The sequence below is a fragment of the Klebsiella sp. SYXHC3 genome, from assembly GCF_057196925.1.
On sequence record NZ_JBXUNG010000002.1, the window covers coordinates 230024 to 243823 of the forward strand.

General features: G+C 55.1%; 11 protein-coding genes. 6 read left to right on the forward strand and 5 right to left on the reverse strand.

The annotated features are described in order from the left end of the window. Nucleotides 1-37: 37 nt before the first annotated feature. From xylR to xylF, 4 genes are all read right to left on the reverse strand, one after another. Nucleotides 38-1216 (reverse strand): D-xylose utilization transcriptional activator XylR, encoded by a 1179-nt coding sequence (xylR, locus tag AC2CGP_RS08110; RefSeq protein ID WP_032709379.1) that lies wholly within the window; start codon nt 1214-1216, stop codon nt 38-40. A 123-nt stretch (nt 1217-1339) separates the two neighbouring features. Next, nucleotides 1340-2521 carry a xylose ABC transporter permease XylH gene (xylH, locus tag AC2CGP_RS08115; protein WP_213759470.1) on the reverse strand — a complete coding sequence of 394 codons (1182 nt, stop codon included), beginning with the start codon at nt 2519-2521 and terminating at the stop codon, nt 1340-1342. Then, nucleotides 2499-4040 (reverse strand): xylose ABC transporter ATP-binding protein, encoded by a 1542-nt coding sequence (locus AC2CGP_RS08120; RefSeq protein WP_063410257.1) that lies wholly within the window; start codon nt 4038-4040, stop codon nt 2499-2501. The genes xylH and AC2CGP_RS08120 overlap by 23 nt, the downstream gene beginning before the upstream one ends. 64 nt (nt 4041-4104) lie before the next feature. Continuing rightward, the gene (xylF, locus tag AC2CGP_RS08125) at nt 4105-5100 is read right to left on the reverse strand and encodes a D-xylose ABC transporter substrate-binding protein (RefSeq protein WP_015703782.1); all 996 of its coding nucleotides are present in this window, start codon (nt 5098-5100) and stop codon (nt 4105-4107) included. A gap of 372 nt (nt 5101-5472) precedes the next feature. On the opposite strand from xylF, the gene xylA reads away from it, so the two are divergent. From xylA to yiaB, 3 genes are all read left to right on the forward strand, one after another. Next, complete coding sequence (gene xylA / locus AC2CGP_RS08130) at nt 5473-6795, forward strand: xylose isomerase (protein WP_015703780.1); 1323 nt, start codon at nt 5473-5475, stop codon at nt 6793-6795. Nucleotides 6796-6890: 95 nt separating this feature from the next. Then, on the forward strand, nt 6891-8345 hold the full coding sequence (gene xylB, locus AC2CGP_RS08135) for a xylulokinase (protein ID WP_048229899.1): 1455 nt from the start codon (nt 6891-6893) through the stop codon (nt 8343-8345). 169 nt (nt 8346-8514) lie between these two features. After that, nucleotides 8515-8892 (forward strand): inner membrane protein YiaB, encoded by a 378-nt coding sequence (yiaB, locus tag AC2CGP_RS08140; protein WP_015703778.1) that lies wholly within the window; start codon nt 8515-8517, stop codon nt 8890-8892. Between the two features lie 105 nt (nt 8893-8997). Here the strand turns inward: yiaB and AC2CGP_RS08145 are convergent, their stop codons facing one another. Next, nucleotides 8998-9993, reverse strand: a complete 996-nt coding sequence (locus AC2CGP_RS08145) for an acyltransferase (protein ID WP_015369209.1) — start codon at nt 9991-9993, stop codon at nt 8998-9000. A 179-nt stretch (nt 9994-10172) separates the two neighbouring features. Here AC2CGP_RS08145 and AC2CGP_RS08150 point away from each other — a divergent pair, with 179 nt between their 5' ends. The 3 genes from AC2CGP_RS08150 (at nt 10173) to glyS (ending at nt 13607) form a co-directional block, all read left to right on the forward strand. Further along, nucleotides 10173-10478, forward strand: coding sequence for a YsaB family lipoprotein (locus tag AC2CGP_RS08150; RefSeq protein ID WP_015369210.1), 306 nt, complete (start codon nt 10173-10175; stop codon nt 10476-10478). Nucleotides 10479-10616: 138 nt separating this feature from the next. Beyond that, complete coding sequence (gene glyQ / locus AC2CGP_RS08155; RefSeq protein WP_015369211.1) at nt 10617-11528, forward strand: glycine--tRNA ligase subunit alpha; 912 nt, start codon at nt 10617-10619, stop codon at nt 11526-11528. 9 nt (nt 11529-11537) lie between these two features. Beyond that, complete coding sequence (gene glyS, locus AC2CGP_RS08160) at nt 11538-13607, forward strand: glycine--tRNA ligase subunit beta (protein WP_015703776.1); 2070 nt, start codon at nt 11538-11540, stop codon at nt 13605-13607. Nucleotides 13608-13800 lie beyond the last annotated feature (193 nt).

A 13800-nucleotide genomic window follows, 5' to 3' on the forward strand; every position in this document is an offset into this window, starting at 1 on the left:
ATGCCCGGTGCGTAAGCCCGGGCATTTTTCTTTTCTGCTACATCATCACTTCACTGTGCCGATCGCGGTATTCTTTCGGCGTCACGTCGTACTCTTTCTTAAACACTGAATAGAAATACTGCAGCGATGGATAACCGCACATCTGCGAAATTTCGTTTATCGATAGCGTGGTGGAGACCAGCAGGCTGCGCGCTTTTTCCAGCTTTTCGCTGTGGATCACCGTGTGGATGGTCTCGCCGACCTCTTCTTTAAAGCGTTTCTCCAGATTAGAGCGAGAGATGCCGACGGCGTCGAGCACCTGCTCAACCTTGATGCCTTTGCAGGCGTGATTGCGGATATAATGCATCGCCTGAATCACCGCAGGGTCAGTGAGCGAGCGATAATCGGTGGAGCGTCGCTCAATGACGCGCATCGGCGGCACCAGCAGCCGCTGTAGCGGTAGCGCTTCGTTTTCCAGTAATCGATGCAGAAGTTTCGCCGCCTGGTAGCCCATCTGCCGGGTACCCTGCGCCACGGAAGAGAGCGCGACGCGGGAGAGGTAGCGGGTCAGTTCTTCGTTATCGATGCCAATGACACACAGTTTTTCCGGCACCGGAATATGCAGCAGCTCACAGGCCTGCAGAATGTGACGGGCGCGGGCATCGGTCACGGCGATAATACCGGTTTGCGGCGGCAGCGTTTGCAGCCAGTCGGCAAGCCGATTTTGCGCATGCTGCCAGTTCTCCGGCGCGGTCTCCAGCCCCTGATAGACCACGCCGCGGTATTTCTCTTTGGCGACTAGCTGGCTGAAGGCGTGTTCGCGCTCCATCGCCCACCGCTTGCCGCTGGAGGTCGGTAGCCCGTAAAAAGCGAAACGGTTCACGCCTTTTTCTTTCAGATGCAGGAATGCGCTTTCGACCAGCGCGGCATTATCGGTGGCGATATAGTGAACAGGCGGATAGCATTCTGGCTTATGGTAGGAGCCGCCGACGCCGATAATTGGCACTTTGACATCCGCCAGCAGCTTTTCTATCTCCGGGTCGTCGTAATCGGCGATAACGCCATCGCCCAACCACTCTTTGATGTTTTCGATACGCGCGCGAAAATCCTCTTCGATAAAGATATCCCATTCCAGCTGTGATGCCTGCAGATATTCGCCAACGCCTTCAACCACCTGACGGTCATAGGCTTTGTTGGCGTTGAATAACAGCGTAATGCGGTGACGCTTTTCAAACATAGATGATATTCCTGCTCTTACCCCGGTCATACAATACCGGCTAATGCCCGAATTATTTCAAGCGCCTTTTGGCGAAGTTTGGCGGTGGCGCAAGTTATTCGGGCATTTTTCATAGTGATACCGTTATGTTCTCCGCTTGGTAGCCGAATCCATCCAGACCGCCAACAGTAAAATGGCGCCTTTGACGATGTATTGCCAGAAGGTGGCGACGTCCATCATGCTCATGCCATTATCCAGCGCCGACATAATAAACGCCCCCATTACGGCCCCTGCCACGCTGCCGATACCGCCCGCCAGGCTGGTGCCGCCAATCACGCAGGCGGCGATGGCGTCCAGTTCGGCGATATTGCCGGCGGAAGGCGAACCCGCTCCCAGTCGCGAACTGAGGATCAACCCGGCGATGGCGACCATCAGGCCGTTAATTGCGAAGACTGCCAGCTTGGTGCGCTCGACGTTAATCCCGGAGAGGCGGGCCGCTTCCAGATTGCCGCCAATGGCATAGATACGACGGCCAAAAGCGGTGCGGGTCGCCATAAACATGCCCGCCAGCAGCAGGGCGGCGAGTATGAGCACCGGCGTCGGCACGCCGCGATAATCATTGAGCAACCAGATAGCGCCCAGCACGATAACTGCGGTGATGGTCTGACGGCCAATGGCGCCGCCAGAACTGGTGGTCGCCAGCCCTAACGCCTGCCGGCGCATCCGCCCGCGCCATTGCCAGATGATAAAGGCCGCCATGCCAATAACGCCGATACCAAAGCCGATGCCGTCCGGTAAATAACTTTGGCCGATTTGCGACATCGCCGGCGTGGTGGGCGAGACGGTGGTACCGTTGGTAATACCGATCAGAATTCCGCGAAACGCCAGCATGCCGGCAAGGGTAACAATGAAAGAGGGCACCTTGCGATAGGCGACCCACCATCCGTTCCACGCGCCGAGCAGCAGCCCCATGACCAACGTAACGAGGATGGTGAGCGGCAGCGGCCAGCCGAGCCAGACGTCGAAAATCGCCGCCGCGCCGCCGAGCAGCCCCATCATCGAGCCGACGGACAGATCGATTTCCGCCGAAATGATCACGAACACCATGCCGACGGCGAGGATGCCGGTGATGGCGGTTTGCCGCAGGAGGTTGGAGATATTACGCGCGCTCAGATAGGCGCCGTCGGTAACCCAGGTAAAGAACAGCATAATGGCGATAATCGCGGCGATCATCACGAAAACCTGGAGATTGAGCCCTTTCAGCGCCGGAAAAACGGCAGGGGCGGATGGCGTAAGTTTGATTTCAGACGACGTGTTTTTCGACATGGCGTTCGCTCCTCAGTGCGGCTTCCATCACCTGTTCCTGGGTCAGACCTTGATTATGCAAATCGGCCTTAAGCTTGCCTTCGTGCATCACCAGCACTCTGTCGCTCAGCCCGAGCACTTCAGGCAGTTCGGATGAGATGACGATGACGGCGATGCCTTGCTGCACCAGTTGATTGATAAGCTTGTAGATTTCGTATTTCGCACCGATATCGATGCCGCGGGTTGGTTCATCGAGGATCAAAATGCGCGGATTGAGCAGCAGGCAGCGGGCCAGAATCGCTTTTTGTTGATTGCCGCCGCTCAGGCGGCCTATCGCCAGATCCGGCGATGACGTTTTGATTTTCAGCCGCTGAATCGACTGCTGAATGCAGTGCTGCTCCGCGGCGTCGTTGAGGCTGCTTGCCGGGCCGGTGAACTGGTTTAACGCCGCGAGAGTGATGTTCTTGCCGACAGCCATCACCGGCACGATGCCGTCTTTTTTGCGGTCTTCCGGCACCATGGCGATGCCATGGGCAATCGCCTGTTGGCAGTTGTTAATCGTCACCTGCTGTCCGTCGATAAAGATGCTTCCCTGCCAGCGCCCCGGCCAGACGCCAAACAGACACTGCACCGCCTCGGTACGCCCGGCGCCGACTAACCCGGCGATGCCAAGGATTTCACCGCGGCGGAGGGAAAACGACACGTCGTTGACGCGCTTGATATGACGGTTAACCGGGTGCCAGGCGGTGAGATGCTCGACCCGCAAGATCTCATCGCCATGACTATGTGGTTCATTTGGGTACAGCGCCGTGAGCTCGCGCCCGACCATCATAGTGATGATGTCATCTTCATTCATCCCGCTGGCGTCGCGGGTGCCAATATGCTGGCCGTCACGTATTACGCAGATAGTGTCGGAGATGGCTTTAACTTCATTAAGCTTGTGCGAAATATAAATACAGGCGATGCCGTGGTTTTGCAGATCGCGAATAATTGCCAGCAACGTCGCGGTTTCTTGTTCGGTTAATGATGCCGTGGGTTCATCGAGGATCAGCAAACGTACCTGTTTATTTAGCGCCTTGGCGATCTCGACCAGCTGCTGCTGGCCCAGGCCTAAATCGCCAACGCGGGTATCGGGCGAGATCGATAAATTCACCTGCGCCAATAGCTTCTGGCAGCGCAGGGTCATGGTTTCGTAATCCAGCAGGCCATGGCGTGAGACCTCGGCGCCGAGAAAGATATTTTCCAGCACCGTGAGATGTTTCACCAACGCCAGCTCCTGGTGAATAATGGCGATACCTTTACGCTCGGTATCGCGAATATGATTCGCCTGCAGCGTCTCGCCAGCGAAAATAATTTCACCTTCGTAGCTGCCGTGCGGATAGATCCCGCACAGCACTTTCATCAGCGTTGATTTCCCCGAACCATTTTCACCGCATAACGACACCACTTCCCCGGCATTCAGCCGCAGGCTGACGTTATCCACGGCCTTAACCGCGCCGAAGGCTTTGGTGATGTTCTTCATTTCGAGTAACCAGGACATAGAGACTCCGCAAAAGCGATATCCGGCAGGACGAAAATGACGCCCCGAGGCGGGGCGTCAGCCATTACAGTTCACTCTTTTTGTGGAAACCGTCTTTAATCACCGTGGCGTCAATATTCTCTTTATTGACTTCAATTGGCGTTAACAGGCGCGAGGGGACATCTTTTAAGCCGTTATTCAACGTGGCGTCAGCCTTGGGTTGCTGGTCATTGCCTAATTCAACGGCGATTTCGGCAGCGCTAGTGGCAAGCGTGGTAATCGGTTTATAAACGGTCATTGTCTGGGTGCCGGAAATAATACGTTTCACGCCAGCCAGATCGGCATCCTGCCCGGAAATGGCGACTTTACCCGCCAGCCCCTGGGCGCTTAGCGCCTGGATAGCGCCGCCGGCGGTCGCATCATTGGAAGCCACTACCGCGTCAATTTTGTTGTTATTCGCCGTCAGCGCGTTTTCCATGATTTTTAACGCATTTTCCGGCAGCCAGCCGTCGACCCACTGATCGCCGACGATCTTAATTTTGCCGTCATCGACATAAGGTTTGAGCACCTTCATCTGGCCGGCGCGGAACAGCTTGGCGTTATTATCCACCGGCGAGCCGCCCATCAGGAAATAATTACCCTGCGGCACTTTGTCGACCAGGCTCTGGGCCTGCATTTCACCGACTTTTTCATTGTCGAAAGAAATATAAAAATCGATGTCAGCATTATTAATCATGCGATCGTAGGCGAGGACTTTAATTCCCTCCTGCTTCGCTTCTTTAATAACGTTGCTGAGCACCTGGCCGTTGTAAGGAATAATTACTAAAACATCGACGCCGCGATTGATCATATTTTCAATTTGCGACATTTGCGTTTCTTCGTTGCCATTGGCGGATTGCACAAATACTTTGGCACCTAATGATTCCGCTTTATTGACGAAAATATCGCGATCTTTTTGCCAGCGTTCCAGACGAAGGTCGTCGATGGCCATCCCAATCTTAACTTCTTTAGCCATGCCCGCCATGCTGGCGAGAAGGAGCGATGAGGCGCAGAGCGTAAGGCAAAGGTTCTTTATCTTCATAATAACGATACCTTTTCAAAGGGTAGGTAAGGCGTACAGGAATAAACTTCAGGTTGCAGATACGTTGCAGATTCTTAACGGGGAAGCGAGGACTGGCAATTACCTGTTCTTATTTTCGCATTATGAAATTTAGTTTGTTTTGTAATTTATGACCGCGATCGTATTTTATTCAAGAGTATGCAGGTTATTTCATTTCACATCCATCATAGGATTCCATAAATGATGTGGAGAGGAATTATTTTTGCGAGCTGGCGCACGTTTGTGGATTCTCTCAATGGCGGTGTGAAATAACGTAATTGAGGAAGGCGAAAGTGGAATTCTATATTGACGTATAACTTGTTACTCGCCGCACCCCTGAATATGGAGTTCTCTATGCAGACCTATTTCGATCAACTCGATCGCGTTCGTTATGAAGGCCCGAAATCGACTAACCCACTGGCTTTCCGTCACTACAATCCGGATGAATTAGTACTGGGTAAACGCATGGAAGACCACCTGCGTTTCGCTGCCTGCTACTGGCACACTTTCTGCTGGAATGGCGCGGATATGTTTGGCGTGGGGTCCTTCGATCGTCCATGGCAGCAGCCGGGCGAAGCGCTGGAAATGGCGAAACGTAAAGCCGAAGTGGCATTTGAGTTTTTCCATAAGTTGAATGTGCCGTATTACTGCTTCCATGATGTCGACGTTTCTCCGGAAGGCGCTTCGCTGAAAGAGTACAGCAACAACTTCGCGCAGATGGTGGACGTACTGGCGGAAAAACAGCAGCAGAGCGGCGTTAAACTGCTGTGGGGGACGGCAAACTGCTTTACCAACCCGCGTTATGGCGCAGGGGCGGCGACAAACCCCGATCCGGAAGTCTTTAGTTGGGCGGCGACTCAGGTAGTCACCGCAATGAATGCGACCCACAAGTTGGGCGGTGAAAACTACGTTCTGTGGGGCGGTCGCGAAGGCTACGAAACCCTGCTTAATACCGATCTGCGTCAGGAGCGCGAGCAGATTGGCCGCTTTATGCAACTGGTGGTTGAACACAAACACAAAATTGGTTTCCAGGGCACCCTGCTGATCGAGCCGAAGCCGCAGGAGCCGACCAAGCACCAATATGATTATGATGCCTCCACGGTTTACGGGTTCCTGAAGCAGTTTGGTCTGGAAAAAGAGATTAAACTGAATATTGAAGCCAACCACGCCACCCTTGCCGGCCACTCTTTCCACCACGAGATCGCCACGGCTATTGCGCTGGGCCTGTTCGGTTCGGTGGACGCGAACCGCGGCGATGCGCAGCTGGGCTGGGATACCGACCAGTTCCCGAACAGCGTAGAAGAGAACGCCCTGGTGATGTATGAGATTCTCAAGGCGGGCGGCTTCACCACCGGCGGCCTGAACTTTGATGCTAAAGTTCGTCGCCAGAGCACCGACAAATACGATCTGTTCTACGGCCATATCGGCGCGATGGACACTATGGCGCTGTCGCTGAAAGTTGCGGCGCGCATGATTGAAGACGGCGAGCTGGATAAACGCGTGGCGAAACGCTACGCCGGCTGGAACGGCGAATTGGGCCAGCAGATCCTCACAGGCCAGATGACCCTGACCGACATCGCGCACTATGCGACTCAGCATAACCTGGCGCCGCAGCACCACAGCGGGCATCAAGAGTTGTTGGAAAACCTGGTAAACCATTATCTGTTCGATAAGTAATACCGACAAAAGTGCCCGCTAAAACCGGGCACTGGCTGTAAACCATTTGTGCTGCGCCACGCTTTGCCGTGGCGTTCGCGTTAAGGAGACGCTGCATGTATATCGGGATTGATTTAGGGACCTCGGGTGTAAAAGCCATTCTGCTCAATGAACAGGGCGACGTACTGGCGACGCATACCGAAAAACTGACCGTCTCGCGCCCGCATCCGCTCTGGTCCGAACAAGATCCCGAACAGTGGTGGCAGGCGACGAATACCGCGATGCAAGCGCTGGGCGCGCAACACTCCCTGCGCGAGGTAAAAGCTTTAGGCATCGCCGGGCAGATGCATGGCGCCACGCTGCTCGATAAACAGCAGCGGGTCCTGCGTCCGGCGATTTTGTGGAATGACGGCCGCTGCGGCGAAGAGTGCATGCTGCTGGAAGAAAAAGTCGGCACTTCGCGGCAAATCACCGGCAACCTGATGATGCCGGGTTTTACGGCGCCGAAGCTGCTGTGGGTACAGCGTCACGAAGCCGAAATCTTTAAACAGGTCGATAAGGTCCTGTTGCCGAAGGATTACCTGCGGCTGCGCATGAGCGGTGAGTACGCCAGCGATATGTCCGACGCCGCCGGCACGATGTGGATGAACGTCGCGCGTCGTGACTGGAGCGATGAAATGCTCGCCGCCTGCGGGCTCAGCCGCGACAATATGCCGGCCCTCTTTGAAGGCTGCGAGGTGACCGGCCAACTCCGCGCAGAGGTCGCTCAGGCGTGGAATATGCCGCGGGCGCTGGTGGTAGCGGGCGGCGGCGATAACGCGGCAGGCGCTGTCGGCGTTGGCATGGCCGATGCGGGGCAGGCGATGTTATCGCTGGGGACCTCCGGCGTTTATTTCGCCGTCAGCAATGGTTTTCTGAGTAAACCGGAAAGCGCGGTGCATAGTTTCTGCCACGCCCTGCCGGGCCGCTGGCACCTGATGTCGGTGATGCTCAGCGCCGCGTCTTGTCTGGATTGGGCGGCGAAGTTAACCGGCCTTGGCAGCGTACCGGCGCTGATCGCCGCGGCGCAGTCGGCGGATGACAATGCCGACCCGGTGTGGTTCTTGCCTTATCTTTCCGGCGAGCGTACGCCGCACAACAATCCGCAGGCTAAAGGCGTGTTCTTCGGCCTTACCCATCAACATGGTCCCGCCGAACTGGCGCGGGCGGTGCTTGAGGGGGTGGGTTACGCGCTGGCCGACGGCATGGATGTTGTGCACTCCTGTGGTGTGAAGCCAGACAGCGTCACCCTTATCGGCGGCGGCGCGCGCAGCGCATACTGGCGGCAAATGCTCGCCGATATCAGCGGACAACAGCTGGATTTCCGCACCGGCGGCGATGTCGGCCCGGCGTTAGGCGCGGCAAGATTGGCGCAACTGGCCGTTCATCATGATGCGGCTTTCTCTGACCTCCTGCCGCAGCTACCGCTGGAGCAGGCGCATCTGCCTGATGCTCAACGGTTTGCCCGTTATGCGCCGCGTCGTGAAACGTTCCGCCAGATTTATCAGCAGCTTAAGCCGCTGATGTCATAAGCTGTTCTCGCCCCATCTATTGGGGCGAATTCCCTTCCTGAATGATTCGCTTCGCATTGATTTAATTCACATATTTATTTATTCCGAATTGTTGATTCCAACTTGCTGAAACCGCCGCAACCGGCGATTCCCCGGTCATAATGAGGGTTACCATGGCCAGGGAGGCGCAATGAAATTAAAACGTACGACGGCAAGATTAGTCATGCTGCTGGGCTCGCTGGTTTACCTCATCGGTATCTGGCGAACGTGCCCGCTATTCAGCGGTAAAGGCTATTTTCTTGGCGTGCTGGTGATGGGGATGTTTGCTGTCCTCACCCATCAACGAACGGAGCAGGAAGCGCAGCGAGATGATGATTTTATCTCCCTGTGCCGGTTGGTTCTGTTGCTATCGGCAGGATTGCTGCTGGTCGGCGCCTGGTTTGTTCCGGCGCCGTGGCGCGAAAAAAGTATTTACGTGATGGCATGGTTTGTCTGTATGTACGGTGCGTCAGCAACGTCTTATCCCGCTAAAGTCGCGGATAAAGCGCGCAATAACTCAGTGGAATAAACTGTCAACCGACGGTGAAGAGAGGTCGTCGGCAATGGAAACAAAAGCGACGACCTATTCACCCGCGTTTCATCTGATCTCATGGATTGCGCTGATTGGCGATTTTCAGCTCACCAACCGACGGCGATCAATTCGCTGAACCAGCGTAGACAGCGCCAGGCTACCCAACAGCGCGGCGGCGAAAATCCACACAATATCCAGCAAGGGCCAGCGGCTTAGCTCAAGGCCGCTGGCGCGCAGAGCGTGAATAAACAATGCGTGAAAGCCATAAATGCCTAATGAATGTCTGGAGATTAACGCGATACCCGGGAGCTCACGGCTATTGAGGATGTTTTTGCCCAGGGTGAATAACGAGATTGCACAGATAAACACAGCCGGCCCGCAATACAGATACCAGGTATCGCCAAAATCGCCTCGCCATTGCAGTTCATGCAGCGTGCCGCGTGAAATGACCCACACCGCGGCGGTAAACAGTAGCGCGCACATCAGGGTCAGTCTTCTTCTGTCGGTATTCATGGCGCCGATCGCCCGGCCCAGTATCCCGTACAGTACGTAGTAAAAGGTATCGCCGTTGATATAGAGGTTTATCGGTAGCCATTCAATGCCGCCCGCCTTGATGCTTACCATATTGGGGTTGGCGATGAGGCCAATCACCAGCATCAGCGCCAGCAGCATTTTGCCGCTGACCTGCTTCACCTGAATCAGCGGCGAGAGCAGATAAATCACCACAATGGCAAAGAAAAACCACAGGTGATAAAACACCGGCTTCTGCAGTAAATTTTTTAATGACAGCTCAACGTTGATGTGGGTAAAAAGGGTGATATAGAGCAGCGCCAGCGCGCTATAGAACAGAATACACAGCGCGATGCGCAGATAATGGCGGGGCTGGGCGCTGCGTTCGCCAAAAAACAGATATCCTGAAATCATGAAAAAAAGCGGGACGCTGACCCGTGATGCCGAGTTAAGCAGATTCGCGATATCCCATTCGAACAAGCTGATGCTATGAGGATGGGTAATGTACCAGGTGGTACTGTGAATCATTACTACCATCAGGCATGCTATGCCGCGCAAGTTGGTAATCCAGCTTATTTTTTCCTGCATCTGTACCTCATTGGCCCCTGCGTAAAAAGAGTCTGACTCCCGTCGTTTGTCGTCATCACAATGGAATATTCTGAGTTTTTCGCCACACTCTTGTAGAGCATCAGTGAGATTCGCAAAATGTTTGGCTAGTTTTACATGGTCTGCACGATAACAATTGGCTAACAAGGCGGTTGAGAAAAATGGTGATGAAATATTTCGTATCTGCCCTGGCGGCGCTGCTGCTGGTCGGCTGCAGCCAGACACCTGCTCAACCCGTTCAAAAAGCGCAAAAAGCACGTATTACGCCGCAAACTACGCTGAATATGGAAAAATTATGCAAGGATCAGGCGGCGTTACGTTACAGCACCGACACCCGTCGCGTCGACGTCAATCATTTCGAGCAGTTCCAGGCAAGCTATGAGCTTTCCGGTCTGACTTCGCGGAATGAACGCTTTGTCTGTTCTTTTGATCCAGACGGCCAGTTTTTACATCTTTCTATGCGCTAAATGCGGCTTAAACGCCGCACGATGGCGCCGCTTTGCTCAAATTTCGCTAAACAAAGGCCGTTTCATACTGTATATCTCGCAGCCAGCGGGTATACTGATCCCTTCCTTTAAATCCACACGTATCCAGCACGAAATAATATGCAAAAGTTTGATACCAGGACCTTCCAGGGCCTGATCCTGACCTTACAGGATTACTGGGCTCGTCAGGGCTGCACCATTGTTCAACCACTGGACATGGAAGTCGGCGCCGGCACATCCCACCCAATGACCTGCTTACGCGCGTTGGGGCCAGAGCCGATGGCGACCGCCTACGTACAGCCTTCTCGTCGCCCGACCGATGGCCGCTATGGCGAAAACCCGAACCGCTTACAGCACTATTACCAGTTCCAGGTGGTGATTAAGCCGTCCCCGGACAACATTCAGGAACTGTATCTCGGATCTCTGAAAGAGCTGGGTATGGATCCGACTATCCACGACATCCGCTTCGTTGAAGATAACTGGGAAAACCCGACTCTGGGCGCCTGGGGATTGGGTTGGGAAGTGTGGCTTAACGGTATGGAAGTGACGCAGTTTACTTACTTCCAGCAGGTTGGCGGGCTGGAGTGTAAACCGGTCACCGGCGAAATTACCTACGGCCTGGAGCGTCTGGCGATGTACATCCAGGGCGTGGACAGCGTATACGATCTGGTCTGGAGCGATGGCCCGCTGGGTAAAACCACTTACGGCGACGTTTTCCACCAGAACGAAGTGGAACAGTCCACCTATAACTTTGAATATGCGGACGTAGACTTCCTGTTCACCTGCTTCGAGCAGTACGAGAAAGAAGCGCAGCAACTGCTGGCGCTGGAAACTCCGCTGCCGCTGCCAGCCTACGAGCGTATTCTGAAAGCCGCCCATAGCTTTAACCTGCTGGATGCGCGTAAAGCCATCTCCGTCACCGAGCGTCAGCGCTATATTCTGCGTATCCGCACCCTGACTAAAGCAGTGGCAGAAGCTTACTATGCTTCCCGTGAGGCCCTTGGCTTCCCGATGTGCAACAAAGACAAATAAGAGGCGGCCATGTCTGAGAAAACTTTCCTGGTGGAGATCGGCACCGAAGAGCTGCCACCAAAAGCACTGCGCAGCCTGGCTGAATCCTTCGCTGCCAACTTTACTGCGGAACTGGACAACGCTGGCCTCGCGCACGGCGCCGTCGAATGGTTTGCCGCGCCGCGCCGTCTGGCGCTGAAAGTGGCGAATCTGGCCGCCTCGCAGCCGGATCGTGAAGTCGAAAAACGCGGCCCGGCCATTGCCCAGGCGTTTGACGCTGAAGGTAAACCAAGCAAAGCGGCCGAAGGCTGGGCGCGCGGCTGTGGTATTACCGTCGATCAGGCTGAACGTTTGACCACCGATAAAGGCGAATGGCTGTTGTATCGCGCCCACGTTAAGGGGGAAAGCGCGCAAACGCTGCTGCCGAACATGGTTGCGACCTCGCTGGCTAAGCTGCCGATCCCGAAACTGATGCGCTGGGGCGCTTCTGACGTTCACTTTGTGCGTCCGGTTCACACCGTGACCCTGCTGTTGGGCGATCAGGTTGTCCCGGCGACCATTCTGGGTATCGCTTCCGACCGTATCATCCGCGGGCACCGTTTTATGGGCGAGCCGGAATTCACCATCGACAATGCCGACCAGTATCCGCAGATTCTGCTGGAGCGCGGTAAAGTGATGGCCGACTACGCCGAGCGTAAAGCCAAAATCAAAGCGGATGCTGAAGCGGCGGCGCGTAAGATTGGCGGTAATGCTGACCTGAGCGAAAGTCTGCTGGAAGAAGTGACCTCGCTGGTCGAATGGCCGGTAGTGCTGACGGCGAAGTTTGAAGAGAAATTCCTCGCGGTGCCATCCGAAGCGCTGGTTTACACCATGAAGGGCGACCAGAAGTACTTCCCGGTCTATGCAAACGACGGCAAACTGCTGCCGAACTTCATCTTCGTGGCGAATATCGAGTCCAAAGATCCACAGCAGATCATCTCCGGTAACGAGAAGGTCGTTCGTCCGCGTCTGGCCGATGCCGAGTTCTTCTTCAATACCGACCGTAAAAAACGTCTGGAAGATAACCTGCCGCGTCTGGAAACCGTGCTGTTCCAACAGCAGCTGGGTACCCTGCGCGATAAGACCGATCGTATTCAGGCGCTGGCGGGCTGGATTGCCGAACAAATTGGCGCTGACGTTAACCATGCGACCCGCGCGGGCCTGCTGTCCAAGTGCGACCTGATGACCAACATGGTTTTCGAGTTCACCGACACGCAGGGCGTGATGGGGATGCACTACGCGCGCCATGACGGCGAAGCGGAAGATGTTGCGGTCGCGCTGAACGAGCAGTATCAGCCGCGTTTTGCCGGCGATGCGCTGCCGTCTAACCCGGTTGCCTGCGCGGTGGCTATTGCCGACAAGATGGACACTCTGGCGGGTATCTTCGGTATCGGTCAGCATCCGAAAGGCGATAAAGACCCGTTTGCGCTGCGCCGCGCCGCGCTGGGCGTACTGCGTATCATCGTTGAGAAGAACCTGAATCTTGATTTGCAAACGCTGACCGAAGAAGCGGTGCGTCTGTATGGTGAGAAACTGACTAACGCCAACGTCGTTGATGACGTCATCGACTTCATGCTGGGCCGTTTCCGTGCCTGGTATCAGGACGAAGGCTACGGTGTTGACACTATCCAGGCGGTACTGGCGCGTCGTCCGACCCGCCCGGCGGATTTCGATGCGCGCATGAAGGCTGTGTCGCACTTCCGTACGCTGGAAGAGTCCTCCGCCCTGGCGGCGGCAAACAAGCGCGTATCCAACATCCTGGCGAAATCTGACGAGACCCTGAACGATATCGTTCATGCCTCGGTGCTGAAAGAAGCGGCGGAAATTAAGCTGGCCGGTAATCTGGTGGTGCTGCGTGATAAACTGCAGCCTTATTTCGCCGAAGGCCGTTATCAGGATGCGCTAATTGAGCTGGCTGCGCTGCGCGAGCCGGTTGATGAGTTCTTCGAAAATGTGATGGTTAACGCTGAAGACAAAGATGTCCGCATCAACCGTCTGACGCTGCTGTCCAAACTGCGCGAGCTGTTCCTGCAGGTTGCGGATATTTCACTGCTGCAGTAACTATCTCGAGAAAGGTCAAAAGCCTGCCATCCGGCAGGCTTTTTTTTGCCTTATCGCAATGGTGAAAAAATAATCTTGAAATCCAGGCTCGGGCCTGGCTATCCTATGCCCCGACGAATCCCTCGTCTCACTGGAGCGCACACGACAAATGAACAAACACGACTGATGAATTTCACGCCTTACCTCGCAAACG